Source organism: Mycobacterium sp. D16Q16 (assembly GCF_002013745.1).
Taxonomy (GTDB): Bacteria; Actinomycetota; Actinomycetes; order Mycobacteriales; family Mycobacteriaceae; genus Mycobacterium.
Window position 1 is genome coordinate 340504 of record NZ_MAEY01000004.1, and the last position, 15197, is coordinate 355700.

Genomic DNA, 15197 nt, shown 5'->3' on the forward strand with positions numbered 1-15197 from the left:
CCTCACGCTGTGGCGGGTTTCACTGAGAGCAGGAATTGGTTCGGCTGGCTAACGGTCGTAGGCTGGCACGGGTGCCGGTGCAGGAGATGATCCTCGTCGCGCTTGCGGCGTTCGGGGCCGGCGCGATCAACGTGGTTGCCGGGTCCGGCACCCTCATCACCTTCCCCACCCTCATCGCCTTTGGCTACCCGCCCGTGGTGGCGACGATGTCGAATGCCGTCGGACTGACCGTCGGCAGCATGACGGGCGTATGGGGCTATCGCCGCGAACTATCCGGACAGTGGCCGCGGCTCAAGTGGCAGATACCCGCGGTGCTGGTCGGTGCGCTCATCGGATCGTTCCTGCTGCTGCATCTGCCCGAGAAGACATTCGTCACCATCGTGCCGGTGCTGCTCATCCTCGCGCTGGTTCTCGTGGTAGTCGGCCCCAAGATTCAGGCCTGGGCGCGCCGGCGTTCCGAAGCGCAGGGCCTAGATGCCGATCATGTCCCTCCGCGCCGGATGGCGGCGCTCACCGGAGGCAACTTCCTCGTCGGGATTTATGGCGGGTATTTCACTGCGGCCCAAGGGATCATGCAGATCGCGGTGATGGGCGCACTACTCCCCGAATCCATGCAGCGGATGAACGCGGCCAAGAACGTACTGGCCATGATCACCAATATCGTTGCAGCTCTTGCATATACGATCGTCGCCTTCGACCGGGTGAGCTGGACGGCGGCCGGGATCATCGCGGCGGGCTCGTTCGTGGGCGGGCTGGCCGGTGCACGCTGGGGGCGCAAGCTGTCGCCCGGCGCCTTGCGTGTGGTCATCGTGGCGGTGGGTCTGATCGGCCTGTGGCGCCTGCTCTTCTGAGTGTCGGCGCCAGCGGAACCTAGCGGAAGGTTCGCAGCCGCAGGCTGTTCAGTACCACGAAGACCGATGACATCGCCATCGCCGCGCCTGCGATCATCGGGTTGAGCAAACCCAGGGCGGCCAACGGAATGGCGGCGGTGTTGTAGGCGAAGGCCCAGAACAGATTGGCCTTGATGGTGCCGAGTGTCTTGCGCGACAGCCGCAGCGCCGTCGGCACCGTGGTCAGGTCACCGCGCACCAGGGTCACATCGCTGGCCTCGATCGCGGCATCGGTACCGGTGCCCATGGCCATCCCGATATCGGCCGTGGCCAGCGCGGCGGAATCGTTGACCCCGTCGCCCACCATCGCGACCTTCTTGCCCTCTGCCTGCAGATGCTTGACGACATCCGCCTTCTCGGTGGGTTTGACTCCCGCGACGACATCGCTTGCGGCGATACCGACTTCCTCGGCGACACGTGCGGCCACCTCTGCGTTGTCACCCGTCAGCAGCACCGGGGTGATGCCCATGGCCCTCAGTTCGTCGATGGCCTGCCGGCTCGACGGCTTTACCGTGTCCGCCACCTCGATCTCACCCCGGCGCAGGCCACCCCAGGTGATCGCCGCGGTGGTGTTCTGACCCGCGATGGCCTCGATCGAAACCTCTTGACCGTCAACGACACCGGTGACACCGATGCCGGGTTCGTTACGGAATCCGGTCACCGGGGACAGCGTCAGCCCACGCGTCCGGGCCGAATCCACGATGGCCCTGGCCACCGGATGCTCGGAGGCGGACTCCACCGAGGCGGCGATACGCAGGATCTCATCGGCGTCGGGGACACCTGACCCAATGTTGCGGCGCACGGCCACAACGCTCATCACACCCGTGGTCACGGTGCCCGTCTTGTCGAGTACAACGGTGTCGATGCTCTTGACGTTCTCCAGCACCTCCGGGCCCTTGATCAGCACGCCCAGCTGAGCTCCACGCCCGGTGCCTACCAGAATCGCTGTGGGGGTAGCCAACCCGAGCGCGCATGGGCACGCGATGATCAGCACCGCGACGGCCGCGGTGAATGCCGATGACAGCGGGTAGCCCTGCGCCACCCAGCCGACGAACGTCAACGCGGCGATACCGAGTACGACGGGCACGAACACCGACGACACCCGATCGGCGAGCCGCTGCACCTGCGCCTTACCGGTTTGCGCCTCCGACACCAGCTGCGCCATCCGGGCCAGCTGGGTATCGGCGCCCACCGTGTTGGCGCGTACGACAATCCGCCCGTGCGTGTTGACGTAACCGCCGACCACCAGGTCTCCCGCGCCGACCTCCACAGGTACGGACTCACCCGTCATGGTGGCGGTGTCCAATGCCGAGTGGCCGTCGACAACTACGCCGTCTGTCGCGACACGCTCCCCCGGCCGCACGACGAATTCGTCGCCCACCGCCAATTGCCCGACGGGGATGCGCGTCTCGTGCCCGCCACGCAACACCGCGACATCCTTGGCCCCCAGGGACAGCAGCGCCCGCAGCGCCGAGCCTGCCGAGCGCTTGGCGCGCGACTCGGCGAACCTGCCCGCGAGCAAGAACACGGTGACCGCCGCAACGACCTCGAAGTAGACGTGGACATCCCCGTGGGTGTGCCCGGCGCTCGCGAACAACACCCACAGCGACCACACGTACGCCGCGATGGTGCCCAGTGACACCAGCGTGTCCATGGTCGAGGCACCGTGGCGTGCGTTGACGAACGCGGCACGGTGGAACGGGTAGCCACCCCACAGCAGGATCGGTGTAGTCAGTGCCGCGACCACAATCTCCCAGCCGGAGAAATGCCAGGGCATCACCATGGAGATGGCCACCACCGGGATGGCCAGGAGCAGCGAGCCAAGCAGCCGCGTCTTGAGCTGATTGTCGGGCACGTCGTGATTCATGTGGTCGTGCGGATCGGCACCGTCGTGCTCATGGCCGCTCTGCGGAGCACCGTTCCGTGAGCCGCCGACCACCTGGGCCTTGTAGCCCACCGACTCGACGGCCTTGACCAAGTCCTGGTCGGAGATCGAGCCGTCGTGCTCGACCCGGGCGCTTTCCAGCGCCAGGTTTACGCGCGCCGTCACGCCCTCGAGCTTGTTGAGTCCCCTCTCCACACGGGACGCACATGAGGCGCACGTCATGCCCTGAAGGCGCAGATCAGTGGTCTCCATGCCCGTGTCAGTGAACTCCATGCCAAAATCATACCCCTAGGGGGTACCAAATGATAGGGTGACCTGCACTACAAGTCGCGCCGCGCCACCACGATCTGCAGTGGCATCGGCAGCTGAACTCTGGCGCGGAGTTCGACAACGATCGACGGATCCGCATGTGCAGCCAGGCTACGCAACGCCCTCGGGCCATAGGCGCGCAGCTGGCTGATCGCACCGTCATGCAGGACCGGGCGCACCCATCCCGCGGCCGCCGCGAGGAGATACGACGGCGCCAGCAGCGGTGCCGGCAGGCGCAGCAAGTCGATGATCAAGAGCGTGCGTCCCACCCGGGTGCCCTCGGCGAAGACCTTGGCAGCAAGCGACGGCTTCAGATGATGAAACGACAGTGCGAACACCACCAGATCGAATGATCCGTCGCCTGCGTCGATGGCCGTGGCATCCATGGCCCGGACCGTGACCCGGGAATCCGAGCCCAGATCGGACGCCGCGATACCCGCGACAGAGGTGGGCTCGATGTCCGTCACCATGATCGAAGCATCAGGACGTAGCTTCAGCAGTTCACGAGACAGACCGCCGTGGGCGGCACCGAGCTCCAGCACCCGAGGGTTGTCAATGCCGGCAAGAAACCCGGCCGCCTGCTCCGCATTCCACCTGTGCAGACCCTTCTTCTCACCCATGAGGTCAAGGGACGCGACGACGGCCCGTTTCTTTGCGGGAACATCGTCGCGGTCCAGATACTCGAGTCGGCCCGTCTGCAATGCGCGGTCAAGCACGCAGGCACCGAATCCAGCGCGCGGCATCACGTCGATATCAGCGGTGTTCGTCATCACCCCAGCGTATGTTCATGTCAGCTATCTTGACATAATAATTAGCTGTGAATTGATCGCCCTGCATCGCGACGATCACGAACACCGCGCGATACCGCCATGACCAGGAATATCCCCGCCAGAGCGGTGAGCGCGAGCGCCCGGGCTACACATGCGCCATCCAACGCGGTGAAGTACAACGTTGGCTCACCCTTGGCAATGGGCGCGACCTCCGTGGGTACGCGCGCAGCCACTGCCGCCCAGCCGGCGAGCGCGATCGCCACCACTGCGATGGCCAGATCCACCGCTACTCGCTTACCAAACTTCACCACTGCTCACTTTCGGTATCGATCTCCGGGTCGTCGCCCAGATCCATGCCTGCCGGCGGCGCGGGCACCAACGCGGTGAGCGCCGTCCGCAGCGCCTCATGCCTCCTGGCCCACGCCTGCGCGCGACGCCCCCCGGTCAGGCGCAGACCGACGGATTTACGTCCCTTGGGCACCCCGTTCAGCTCTCCGAGCGGACGGGACTCCTCCCAGATGTGACGGTCGGCGTCGGGGTACAGCCACTTGATCTGGCTGATCTCCAGCGTCTCGCCGCCCTGGCGGAGCTCGGTGGGTGTCAGCTCTACGGTGGCGTGCACCCGCGCCGCGTAGATCTGCAGCGCGATAAAGAAGGCGACGATGGCTGCCGTGATCAACGGCATGACGGGACTGAAGCCCCCCTGGCCCCAAATCTGCAGGCCTAACATGATCAGCCCGGCGAGCGGACCAAGCAGGAGCCACCGCCACCGGCCACCGGGCTCATAGAACAGACGCGGTTCGGTATCCGAGACGTCAGCCATGCTCACCCCCGTCAAACCAGTTTTGCGCGGTCGGCCTGATGATCAGCACATTGGCCACGATCAACGACAGCGCGGCGATGAGCAGTAGCGGGCCCACCGAACCGGAGCTGGCCATCGCGATCGCCCCGAGCACCGAGACCAACGAGAGGGCGATCAAGGCCCGGCGGTAGCGCTTGTCCCCCTGCCGCGTCCGCCCGGCGAGAAATGCGATACCGGCCGCCAGCACGATGCATAACACGCCCCAGGCCCGGAAGTAGGTGACGAGATTTCTTATCTCCGCGTCGGTCAGCTCGGGCTTCGCGGCGGCCCGCACCGCGTCGAAGCGCTGGGTCACCCCGGCCAGACCGTTGAGGAACAGGGCGGCCGATGAGACCACCCAGAACCAGAACGCCACATCGACGATGCGCGGGCGCGGTTGTTCGGGTGTCATGCGGGCCCCTATCGTCATTTCGGGCATCATTCCGGCAGCGTATCGGGGTACTAGCGCTGCCTCGTCAGGTACGCGGTGGAGTCCTCGCGATGCAACAGGAACAGCCCGCCGCAGATCAAGACGGACGCGGTGATCCCCGAGAGCGCCTGCACAATCGCCGGCACCCCCTCCAGGTCGACCAACCGCGTCGCGGTGAACACCACCGAACCCACCGCGCCACCGGTCAGGAAGGTGCGAGCCAGGCGGTATCCCGCGCGCATCAGGAAGATCCCGGTGACGACGAGGGCCCCCACCACGACGACGATGAACCCGTTGAAGGCATACACCGTCCACAGCGGGGCGGCCTTGCGCACCTCCGGGTCCTGCTGCCATTGACCGACGTTCGCGGCCATGTAGCTCACGATCATCAGCGGGAGCGCGGCAAGCCACAGCCAACAACCGGTGTCGATATCGTCGGGTCGCGGCTTGGCCGGACCTGCCGAGGGTTGTCCAGTCAATCCACTCTGATTGTGCGGATCGGGATACATCACGCGACCACGGTAGTGGAAGGGGACAAACCGCCTACTCCAGCCAGCCCGCGACGTCCGCGGCCCAATATGTCAGCACGATATCGGCCCCCGCACGCCGGATCGAGGTCAGCGTCTCCAGCGCCATGGCCTGCAAATCGATCCAATTATTCTGCGCCGCAGCACAGATCATCGAATACTCCCCCGACACCTGGTATGCCGCGACCGGCACCGGAGAGACATCGGCAACCTGCCGGAGCACGTCGAGGTAGGCCATCGCCGGTTTCACCATCAGGATGTCGGCGCCCTCCTCGACGTCAAGCTCGGCCTCGCGTAAAGCTTCCCGGCCGTTCGCCACGTCCTGCTGGTAGGTGCGCCGATCTCCGCGCAGCGATGATCCCACCGCCTCGCGGAAGGGCCCATAGAAGGCCGAGGCGTACTTGGCGGCATACGCCAGGATGATCACGTCGGTGTGCCCGGCAGCATCCAGGCCCTCGCGAATGGCCGCCACCTGGCCGTCCATCATGCCGCTGGGACCCACCACACGAGCACCCGAATTCGCCTGCGCCACCGCCATGTCCACGTACTGCGTCAGCGTCGCATCGTTATCCACCCGGCCCGAGGCGTCCAGCACCCCGCAGTGGCCGTGATCGGTGAATTCGTCGAGACAGGTGTCGGCCATCAGCACCGTGGAGTCACCCAGGTCCGCCGACAGGATCGACAGCGCACGGTTCAGAATGCCTTCCGGAGCCAGCCCGGCACTCCCGGAGGCGTCCTTGTCCTTCTCCTCGGGAACCCCGAACAGCATGAGCCCGCCGACACCGGCCTTTACCGCGTCCTCGGCGGCCCCACGCAGGGATTCAACGCTGTGTTGCACCACACCCGGCATAGACGCGATGGGGCGCGATTCGGCCACACCATCGGCCACGAACATCGGCAACACCAACTGCCGTGGCGCCAGCGTGGTCTCGGCCACCAGCCGGCGGATCGCCGGGGTGGCTCTCAGCCGACGCGGACGCTGGTATGGAAATGGCACGGCAATGGCCTTCCGCTGAATCTCCGCTTAACGCCGTCGGCTCTTCTTACGGGGCGGCGGCAGTGCGCCCTCGGTGCGCAACCGGGCGGCGTGCTCGGCAAGAGCCTCCACCAGTGGACCGACAGCGGCAGTCTCCGGCTGCACGTCCACGCGCAGCCCGAATTCGATGGCGGTCTCAGCGGTTTTCGGTCCGATGCAGGCCACGATGGTGCGTGCGTGCGGCTTCCCGGCGATACCCACCAGGTTGCGGACCGTCGAGCTCGAGGTGAAGCACACGGCGTCAAATCCGCCGGTCTTGATCATCTCGCGCGTCTGCGCCGCCGGCGGCGCCGCCCGCACAGTGCGGTAGGCGGTCACGTCGTCGATTTCCCAGCCACGCTCCCGCAGGCCCTCGGCGAGGGTCTCGGTGGCGATGTCGGCGCGGGGCAGCAGCACCCGGTTCACCGGATCGAAAACGTCGTCATAGGGCGGGAACTCGTCGAGCAGTCCGAGCGAGGACTGCTCACCCGCGGGTACCAGCTCCGGATTGATACCGAAGGCACGCACCTTCTCGGCGGTGGCCTGACCCACGCATGCGATCTTCACACCCGAGAAGGCGCGAGCGTCCAGGCCGAATTCGGCGAACTTCTCCCACACCGCACGGACCGCGTTGGTGGAGGTGAAGACCACCCACTGGTAGCGGCCGTCGACCAAACCCTTCACGGCCCTTTCCATCTGTGCGGGGCTACGCGGGGGCTCGACGGCGATGGTGGGCACCTCGACCGGCAGGGCTCCGTATCCGACAAGCTTCTCGCTCATCTCGCCGGCCTGATCCTTGGTGCGCGGCACCAGCACAGTCCAGCCGTACAGCGCGCGGCTCTCCCACCAGTTCAGCTTGGAGCGACCAGCAACCACACGGCCGATCGTCAACACCAGGGCGCCGGTCATCGGCCCGTGCGGATCATTGGCGTCCACCGGGACACCGTCGATCAGCGAGGCCAGCGTGGTCTCCACGGTCCGCTGCGCGCAGGTGGTGCCCTGCGCGGTGACCGCGACCAGAGTCTGATCGGACAAACCGTGCTCGATGAGCGCCTTAGCGGCGTCCGGTACATGCGTCGGGGTGGCGTGCAGGATCAGCGGGCCGGGGGCGGCGGCCAGCGCCGCCCAGTCCACATCGCCGCGCACATCGGCGACGGTGTGCGCCGATCCCGGCGGCAGGCCGGCGTACGCGGGCACCGCTGTGCTCGACGACAGACCGGGCAGAATCTCAAAGGCCACCTGGGTACGCGTAACCGCGATGACCTCGGCGAGCACCGAATCGATCGAGAGCGGATCTCCGGCGACCAGCCGCACCACGTCCACGCCGTTCTTGGCCTCGGCGACCAGAGTCTTGGCGACATCGGCAGGATCGCCCAGAGCCGGGCGAATGTCGATGGTGAGTGGCGGTTCGGCAGCGGCCTCAGCGTCACCCGACGCGGGCGCTTCCTCACCACCGGTCGCAGGTTTGACGGGCGCCGGTTCAGGAAGTTCGACCGCGGACCCGACGAGATCGAGTACCGCTTGCGGCACATCGGGGTCGGTGAACGCGACCGTAGCGCTGGTGAGCACCGCGCGCGCCCGGACGGTCAACAGGCCAGGGTCTCCCGGCCCGGAACCAACGAACAGGATGCGCCCTGGCTTCTTGCGCCCTCGGGTCACTACTGCCTCCCATATCGGCGGTTTGCGCCGCCTATTCAGCTGTCATCAGTGCTCGCGCACCGAGATCGAGCAGTTCCCTCGCGACCGCGAGCCCAAGCTCTGCGGCCCGTTCGGGGGTGCCAATCCCGGAGGCCCGAATCACGTCAGATCCGTCCAGCGCCGCCGCACATCCGCGCAACGACAGTTCGTCGAAGACACGGCCATCCTCATCAATCGACTCGACCACCTCGGCGATCGCGCCAACTGGTGCGGTACAGCCCGCCTCCAGCTCGGCAAGCAGGGCCCTTTCGGCAGTCACCGCGGCGCGCGTGTCGGCGTGATCGAGTTCCGCCAGTACAGCCACCAGATCGGTGACCTCACTGCGGCACTCCACCGCCAGCGCTCCCTGAGCCGGCGCGGGCAATACCTGCACCGGTTCCAGTGTCTCGGTGATGCGGTCCAAACGTCCGATACGGGCCAAACCCGCCCGGGCGACTACCACAGCATCAAGATCACCATTGGAGACCCTGCTCAACCTGGTATCCAGGTTGCCTCTTAGGGGGCGAATTTCCAAACCGAGACCCAGTGCTCTAAGCTGCGCGGCGCGTCGCGGGGAGGAGGTACCGATCACCGAGCCCGTGGGCAACTCCCCCAACACCAATCCGTCCCGGGCCACGAGGGCGTCCCGATAGTCTTCACGAGGCGGAATGGCGGCTATGACGAACCGCGGATCGGCCGCCGTTGGCAAATCCTTGTAAGAGTGCACGGCAACATCGACGACGTTATCGGCGATGGCCTCGCGCAGAGCGGCCGTGAAGACCCCCACACCGATTTGCTCGACGGGTGCAGACGACTGGTCCCCGGCTGTGGTCACGATTACCAGCTCCGCCTCGTGCCCTTTGGCGCGCAGAGCATCCCTGATTCCCCCGGCTTGCGTCGTCGCCAACAGACTGCCGCGGGTACCAATTCGGATCATGGATGAGCCTCTCGGGCGAAGACGGTCAGGATCGATGAGCCGCTTACGCGAAGACCATGAGGAATCGGCGAGCCACTCGGGTGAGGACCATCAACCACGGCTCTCTTCGTGCAATTCCGTTGTGGCAAGCGGTAGTTCACCCGCCGTCGCCACCGCCTCGACGGTGTGCGGATCGAGCTCGAACAACTCACGCAACGCCTCGGCGTAGCTGTCACCGCCGGGTGCGGACGCCAGCTGCTTCACCCGCACCGTGGGGGCGTGCAGCAGCTTGTCGACGACTCGGCGAACAGTCTTGGCGACCTCGTCCCGCTCGGCCCCCGCCAGACTCGGCAGACGGCCGTCCAGGCGCAGCAGCTCGGCCTCCACCACCTCGGCGGCCCGTTGGCGCAGGGCGGTAACCGTCGGGGTGACCTCCGCCATCCGCTCACCGGTCAGGTACCGGGCGACCTCGTCGTTGACGATCTGGCGGGCCGCGCCGGCATCGTTGGCCGCCGCACGCGCGGTGGGCTCACGCTGGATGCGCTCCATGTCCACCACGACGACGCCGGGCAGACCGGCCACCGTGGGGTCCACGTCACGCGGCATGCCCAGGTCACAGAAGACGAGTTGGCGTCCACCACCCAGAGCACGGTGCACGTCGGCCAGCGAGATCACCGGCCGGACTGCCCCGGTACACGACACCACCACATCGGACTGCGCCAGCGCCTGGTCCAGGTTGTCGAGGGTGATCGCCTGCGCGTTCACACCCGCCTCGCGCGCCGTCGCCGCGAGGCGTTGCGCACGCTCCGCGCTGCGGTTGACCACCCAGAGGTTGTCGATACCCGCGCGGATCAATTGCGCGGTCGCCAAGGAGCCCATCGAGCCGGCGCCGACAACGGCAGCGGTGCGTCCGGGCAGACCGTTGAGCTTGCCGTCGGCCAGATCGAGGGCCACCGACACCACCGAGGCCCCGGCCGCGTCGATACCGGTCTCCGAATGCACTCGTTTACCCACGCGCAGGGCGCTCTGGGACAGCTCGTGCAGCACCCGGCCCACCGCTTGATGCGTTTCGGCGGTGGCATAGGCGTTGCGCACCTGGCCCAACACCTGCTGCTCGCCAACCACCATGGAATCCAGGCCGCTGGCCACCGCGAACAGGTGCTCGACGGCGGCCTCGCTGTATCGGACGTAGGCGTATTTGGTGAGCTCGTTCATGCCCATACCGGCATGCCGGGCAATGGCCTCACCGATGACAGTCAGGCCACCATGGAAGGCCTCGACCACGGCATATACCTCGACCCGGTTGCAGGTCGAGAGCACCATGACCTCGCTGACCAGGGGCGATTGCAGAATGTGTTCAATGATCTTGGGCTGATCGGCCTCGCCAATCGCCAGCTTCTCCAGCACCGGCACAGGCGCGCTACGGTGCGAGGCTCCGAACAGCAGGACGCTCACCGCAGGTCACTCCGCTGACATCTCACTGTCCAGCTCCCTTGCTTTTGGTGAGGCTCGAACTTCATGCACGGTAGCCCGAAAATGGCCACTGGGCAAAATCCAAACAGCCTGTTATCGGTCACGTTTCAGGTCCGCCCGGAGCCGGGGCTCATCCACTTCCCAATAGCTGTGCTCCTGACCGTCCAACAGCACCACCGGAAGCCGGTCACCAAACTCCGCACGCAAAGACGAATCTGTGATCGCGGCCTCATCCACATCGGTGACGGTGAGCGGGACCCCGAACTCGCCGGCCAGGGCCGCCAATTCACGCTGCGCTCGTTCGCAGGCAGAGCAGCCCGGGCGCGTCAGCAGCGTTAGAGATGTCATATACCAATTCTGCCACCGGGTCCCCCGAGCTCCCGCCACCCTCAGTAGGGTTAAACGGCATTCGGAAACGGCGGACAGGAAGGGCGGTTAAGCCGGTTATGACCAGCCCCCAGATCAACGGCGACCCCCCTGCCGAAGGCTCCGCGGAGGAGCAGCTGCTCGCCGAGGCGTTCGCCGAAGACGTCGCACGCGCCGCCTCCTTCGCCGAGGCCGACTCCGCGGCGGCCGAAGTGCCCTCGGGCCCTCCGCCCGCGGATCTGACCGCCGCCGCGTTTTTCGATGTCGACAACACGCTGGTACATGGCTCCTCGCTGGTTCACTTCGGCCGCGGCCTGGCCGAACGCGACTACTTCAAGTACTCGGACATGCTTCAGTTCGTCTGGGCGCAGGCGAAGTTCCGGCTGACCGGCCGGGAGAACTCCGATGACGTCGCCGCGGGCCGGCAGAAGGCGCTCTCGTTCATCGAGGGTCGCAGTGTCGATGAACTCGTCAACCTCAGTGAGGACATCTACGACGAGACGATCGCCGACAAGATCTGGCCCGGCACCCGGGCGCTGACCCAGATGCACCTCGACGCCGGCCAGCAGGTGTGGCTCGTCACTGCCACACCCAAGGAACTCGCCGAGACCATCGCCCGACGGCTGGGCCTCACCGGAGCGCTGGGCACCGTCGCGGAATCGGTGGACGGGGTGTTCACCGGACGCCTGGTTGGCGACATCCTGCACGGACCGGGCAAGGCGCGTGCCGTGCGCAACCTTGCCATCCGTAACGGACTGAATCTCAAGCGCTGCACCGCCTATAGCGACAGCGTCAACGATGTGCCGATGTTGTCACTGGTGGGCACCGCCGTGGCCATCAATCCCGACGCGGAGCTGCGCGACGTGGCACGACGCCGGGGCTGGGAGGTCCGCGACTTCCGCACGGCGCGCAAGGCCGCCCGCATCGGCGTGCCGTCGGCGGTGCTGCTCGGTGCCGCGGGCGGAGCGTTGGCGGCCGCGCTGGCCCGACGCGAGACGTAACAATCACCATTACCGCTGCTGATAGGCTCAGCGCCGCTCGAACTGTCTAGATTCGTACCTGACCTGCAGCGAAATGGGTTAATGCATGGCCATCCGCCAAGACATCATCGGAACGCACTACCGCTACCCCGATTACTTCGAGGTCGGTCGCGAGAAGATGCGTGAATTCGCGGCGGCCATCAAGGACGGCTGCGAGGAGAACTCCGGTGTCGTCGCGCCTATCACGTTCCTCGCCGTCGCGGGCCGGCGTGTGCAGCACAAGATCTTCACCGAGATGGATCTGCCCATCAACGTGGCACGTGTGCTGCACCGCGACCAGAAGCTGAAATTCCACCGCCCCGTCAAGGCGGGAGACCGGCTGTACTTCGACAGCTACCTGGACAGCGTGCTGGAGTCGCACGGCATGGTGACCGCCGAGGTGCGCGCCGAGGTCACCGATGCCGACGGGCAACCCGTGGCCACGAGCATCGTCACCATGATCGGCGAGGCCGAGGGACACGAGACCGACGCGAACTCCATGGCGGCCAACATCGCCTCACATCGCAAGGGCTAGCGGCCTCTGCGGTTCGTTCGGTAAGCACTCGGGGTAGTACCGAACCAGCGCTTACAACTTCGGGTGAACACACTCTGTTCGGCGTAGCCGAGTTGCCTGCTGACATGGTCCAGGTTCAGCTCGGTATCGGAAAGCAATCGCTCGGCGGTTTCACGGCGGATGTGGTCGACGAGTTCGGCGAAGGTCGTGCCCTCGGAACGGAGACGCCGTTGCAGCGCTTTTGGGTGTACTCCGAGGTGTAATGCGATGTCCCCCAGACCGATCGCCCCAGTGGGAAGCAGCTGCCGGATGAGGATCCGGGCCAGTCGGCTCGAATCCGGCCGACGGTCGGCGAGGGTCCCCGTCAGGTAATCGACGGCGGTCTGATGCGCGAGCCGGTCTTTGGGTAGCGACCTCTGCATATCGGTGGCGCGCAGTGTGAACCCCGCAACGGGTTCGCGGAACAACGTCGGACAGCCGAAGTAACGCCGATACTCCGACGGTGCCGTCAAGGCCGCGTGGGGCAGGTGCACCGCCACTGGTCGATAACCGCGGCCCAGGAAGTGGTGCAGCACCCGCAACGTCACGCCGAGGGACAGCTCGAGCGCCTGTGCCTGCGGGGGCGCCGGGGTGAGCAGGAACTCGAACTCGCACCGGCAGTGCACCGGATCGGGCAGATCGATAACCCGCACGCCGATGGCGGGACAGTATGCGGCCATGAACTTTTCAAGAATGTCGAACGCATCGGCAACGGTTGCCGCGCTACGCGCGGCTAGGCCCACGGGCCCCAGGATCTCGATCCCCTGCCGTCGCGCAAGCCGCAGGCCGAAGTCGGGCACGCCGAGCGCAGTCGCGGTCTCCTCCAGCACGGCCATCCCGCTCGGCAGCGAGATGAACCGGTCGTAGACCCCGACATCGTCCGGTGAAATCCTCGCTGCGGCAAGCAGCTTGCCGCAGTCACCGCCGAGCTCCGACACCAGGGGGTGATAGTTGGTCAACGCCGAGCCGCGGATGACTGACATGTCCTGAACTGTCAAATATCTGTCCGTCAAAGTCAAGACAACCCTGTGAAAATGCTGCACGATCGACGGTGATCGACCAAGATCATCACAACTGGAAAGGGTGTCGCCCGTGAGCGGTAGGCGTTGGCAGTGGAGCAGATGGCTGGCCGTCACGAGCGCCGTCTTGTTGGCGACCGGGATGACTAGCTGCTCGAAAGATTCTGAACCCCAGAAGCTTTCCGCCGATGAGGCGAAGGCGATTGCGCTGGATGCCTACGTGTACGGCTACCCGCTGGTGACCATGGAGATGACGCGGCGGGTGATGACCAATGTCGCCAAAGTCGAAGCGCCGCGGGCTCCCATGGGCCAGCTCGCGCGGATGCGTGAATACCCGACGGCGGCGTTCCGGGATGTCACCACACCCAACGCAGACACCCTCTACACCAACGGATTCGTCGACGTAAGCAAGGAACCGTATGTGCTGAGCCTGCCCGAGGCGGATGATCGCTACTACCTGTTCCCGATGCTGGACGGGTACACCAATGTCTTCGAGGTACCCGGCAAGCGCACCACCGGTACAGGGCCGCAGACCTACGCCATCACCGGCCCCAACTGGAAGGGCACCCTGCCCGCGGGCGTCAAGGAGTACAAGTCCCCGACCGCCATCGTGTGGCTCATCGGTCGCATCTACTGCTCCGGCACGCCCGAAGATTTGGCAGCCGTCCACACGATGCAGGACGCGATCTCGCTGGTTCCGTTGAGCTCCTACGGCAAGCCCTACACCCCACCGGCCGGCACGGTCGATCCGAGTGTCGATATGAAGACTCCCGCGCGCGATCAGGTCAACAACCTGAGCGCCAAGGACTACTTCGGCCTGCTCGCCACCCTGATGAGAGACAACCCGCCCACCGAGGCCGATAAGCCGATGGTCGACAAGATGGCCAAGATCGGCATCGAGGCCGGTACGCCCTTCAATATCGACGGGCTCGGCGCCGCGGCCGTGAACGCCTTGCAGACGGTGCCCAAGGAGGGCGTCGACAAGATCACGGCACACTTCAAAGATCTCGGCAAAGACATCAATGGCTGGCAATTCAGCACCCAGATGGGGCTTTACGAAACCAACTATCTGCAACGCGCCACCGTCACCTACTTCGGCCTCGGAGCCAACCGGCCAGAGGATGCCGTGTACCCCACCTCCGAAGCCGACGCCACCGGTCAGCTCTACAACGGAGCCAACAAGTACACGCTGCACTTCGGCAAGGACCAACTGCCACCCGTCGAGGGGTTCTGGTCGCTGACCATGTACGACGGGGATTTCTACTTCGTCGACAACCCGCTGGGCCGCTATACCCTGAGCCAGCGCGATAACTTCACCCTCAATCCCGACGGCTCCGTGGATCTGTATCTGCAGCATGAGACCCCAGGACCCGAGAAGGAAGCCAACTGGCTCCCCGCACCCGCGGGCAGATTCAATCTGACGATGCGCCTGTACTGGCCCACGCAGACACCGCCGTCGATCATTGACGGCACCTGGAAACCACCCGCTGTGCAACAAATCCCGTAA

Annotated in this window: 16 protein-coding genes; 4 read left to right on the top strand and 12 right to left on the bottom strand. The window is 65.7% G+C overall.

The window, feature by feature from the left end; translation table 11 throughout:
- Nucleotides 1-71 precede the first annotated feature (71 nt).
- Nucleotides 72-851 (top strand): sulfite exporter TauE/SafE family protein, encoded by a 780-nt coding sequence (locus tag B4394_RS06240; protein WP_139359966.1) that lies wholly within the window; start codon nt 72-74, stop codon nt 849-851.
- Between the two features lie 19 nt (nt 852-870).
- Here B4394_RS06240 and B4394_RS06245 read toward each other — a convergent pair whose 3' ends face one another.
- From B4394_RS06245 to B4394_RS06295, 11 genes are all read right to left on the bottom strand, one after another.
- Complete coding sequence (locus B4394_RS06245; RefSeq protein ID WP_078314493.1) at nt 871-3048, bottom strand: heavy metal translocating P-type ATPase; 2178 nt, start codon at nt 3046-3048, stop codon at nt 871-873.
- Nucleotides 3049-3095: 47 nt separating this feature from the next.
- Entirely contained in the window at nt 3096-3854 is a 759-nt protein-coding gene (locus tag B4394_RS06250) for a class I SAM-dependent methyltransferase (RefSeq protein WP_078314494.1), read from the bottom strand.
- Between the two features lie 41 nt (nt 3855-3895).
- On the bottom strand, nt 3896-4138 hold the full coding sequence (locus B4394_RS06255; RefSeq protein WP_078314620.1) for a hypothetical protein: 243 nt from the start codon (nt 4136-4138) through the stop codon (nt 3896-3898).
- A 20-nt stretch (nt 4139-4158) separates the two neighbouring features.
- Nucleotides 4159-4677 carry a transport-regulating membrane protein Mce1N gene (gene mce1N / locus B4394_RS06260; RefSeq protein ID WP_078314495.1) on the bottom strand — a complete coding sequence of 173 codons (519 nt, stop codon included), beginning with the start codon at nt 4675-4677 and terminating at the stop codon, nt 4159-4161.
- A complete protein-coding gene (locus tag B4394_RS06265) occupies nt 4670-5107 on the bottom strand; it encodes a hypothetical protein (protein WP_070952031.1) in 438 nt (145 codons plus the stop codon). Before B4394_RS06265 ends, mce1N begins: the two co-directional genes overlap by 8 nt.
- 50 nt (nt 5108-5157) lie before the next feature.
- Nucleotides 5158-5634: a hypothetical protein gene (locus B4394_RS06270; protein ID WP_078314496.1), complete on the bottom strand. Its 477-nt coding sequence runs from the start codon at nt 5632-5634 to the stop codon at nt 5158-5160.
- A 34-nt stretch (nt 5635-5668) separates the two neighbouring features.
- Nucleotides 5669-6649 carry a porphobilinogen synthase gene (hemB, locus tag B4394_RS06275; RefSeq protein ID WP_078314497.1) on the bottom strand — a complete coding sequence of 327 codons (981 nt, stop codon included), beginning with the start codon at nt 6647-6649 and terminating at the stop codon, nt 5669-5671.
- Nucleotides 6650-6676: 27 nt separating this feature from the next.
- Nucleotides 6677-8326 (bottom strand): bifunctional uroporphyrinogen-III C-methyltransferase/uroporphyrinogen-III synthase, encoded by a 1650-nt coding sequence (locus B4394_RS06280; protein ID WP_078308247.1) that lies wholly within the window; start codon nt 8324-8326, stop codon nt 6677-6679.
- 31 nt (nt 8327-8357) lie between these two features.
- Nucleotides 8358-9281, bottom strand: a complete 924-nt coding sequence (gene hemC, locus B4394_RS06285; protein WP_078308245.1) for a hydroxymethylbilane synthase — start codon at nt 9279-9281, stop codon at nt 8358-8360.
- Between the two features lie 90 nt (nt 9282-9371).
- Nucleotides 9372-10715 carry a glutamyl-tRNA reductase gene (locus B4394_RS06290; RefSeq protein ID WP_078308242.1) on the bottom strand — a complete coding sequence of 448 codons (1344 nt, stop codon included), beginning with the start codon at nt 10713-10715 and terminating at the stop codon, nt 9372-9374.
- A 111-nt stretch (nt 10716-10826) separates the two neighbouring features.
- On the bottom strand, nt 10827-11081 hold the full coding sequence (locus B4394_RS06295) for a glutaredoxin family protein (protein WP_078308240.1): 255 nt from the start codon (nt 11079-11081) through the stop codon (nt 10827-10829).
- Nucleotides 11082-11179: 98 nt separating this feature from the next.
- Between B4394_RS06295 and B4394_RS06300 the strand changes: the two genes are divergently transcribed.
- Nucleotides 11180-12100 (top strand): HAD family hydrolase, encoded by a 921-nt coding sequence (locus B4394_RS06300; RefSeq protein WP_078314498.1) that lies wholly within the window; start codon nt 11180-11182, stop codon nt 12098-12100.
- A gap of 85 nt (nt 12101-12185) precedes the next feature.
- Nucleotides 12186-12653 (top strand): FAS1-like dehydratase domain-containing protein, encoded by a 468-nt coding sequence (locus B4394_RS06305; RefSeq protein WP_078308236.1) that lies wholly within the window; start codon nt 12186-12188, stop codon nt 12651-12653.
- On the opposite strand, the gene B4394_RS06310 is transcribed toward B4394_RS06305, so the two are convergent.
- Nucleotides 12650-13654, bottom strand: coding sequence for an AraC family transcriptional regulator (locus B4394_RS06310; RefSeq protein ID WP_078308233.1), 1005 nt, complete (start codon nt 13652-13654; stop codon nt 12650-12652). The two genes, B4394_RS06305 and B4394_RS06310, sit on opposite strands and share 4 nt — an antisense overlap.
- A gap of 109 nt (nt 13655-13763) precedes the next feature.
- On the opposite strand from B4394_RS06310, the gene B4394_RS06315 reads away from it, so the two are divergent.
- The gene (locus B4394_RS06315; RefSeq protein ID WP_286141904.1) at nt 13764-15197 is read left to right on the top strand and encodes a DUF1254 domain-containing protein; all 1434 of its coding nucleotides are present in this window, start codon (nt 13764-13766) and stop codon (nt 15195-15197) included.

Coding starts and splice junctions, on each gene's coding strand:
- B4394_RS06245 (WP_078314493.1), bottom strand. CDS start 3,048: ATGGAGTTCACTGACACGGGCATGGAGACCACTGATCTGCGCCTTCAG.
- B4394_RS06250 (WP_078314494.1), bottom strand. CDS start 3,854: ATGACGAACACCGCTGATATCGACGTGATGCCGCGCGCTGGATTCGGT.
- mce1N (WP_078314495.1), bottom strand. CDS start 4,677: ATGGCTGACGTCTCGGATACCGAACCGCGTCTGTTCTATGAGCCCGGT.
- B4394_RS06265 (WP_070952031.1), bottom strand. CDS start 5,107: ATGACACCCGAACAACCGCGCCCGCGCATCGTCGATGTGGCGTTCTGG.
- B4394_RS06270 (WP_078314496.1), bottom strand. CDS start 5,634: ATGTATCCCGATCCGCACAATCAGAGTGGATTGACTGGACAACCCTCG.
- hemC (WP_078308245.1), bottom strand. CDS start 9,281: ATGATCCGAATTGGTACCCGCGGCAGTCTGTTGGCGACGACGCAAGCC.
- B4394_RS06295 (WP_078308240.1), bottom strand. CDS start 11,081: ATGACATCTCTAACGCTGCTGACGCGCCCGGGCTGCTCTGCCTGCGAA.
- B4394_RS06300 (WP_078314498.1), top strand. CDS start 11,180: ATGACCAGCCCCCAGATCAACGGCGACCCCCCTGCCGAAGGCTCCGCG.
- B4394_RS06305 (WP_078308236.1), top strand. CDS start 12,186: ATGGCCATCCGCCAAGACATCATCGGAACGCACTACCGCTACCCCGAT.
- B4394_RS06310 (WP_078308233.1), bottom strand. CDS start 13,654: ATGTCAGTCATCCGCGGCTCGGCGTTGACCAACTATCACCCCCTGGTG.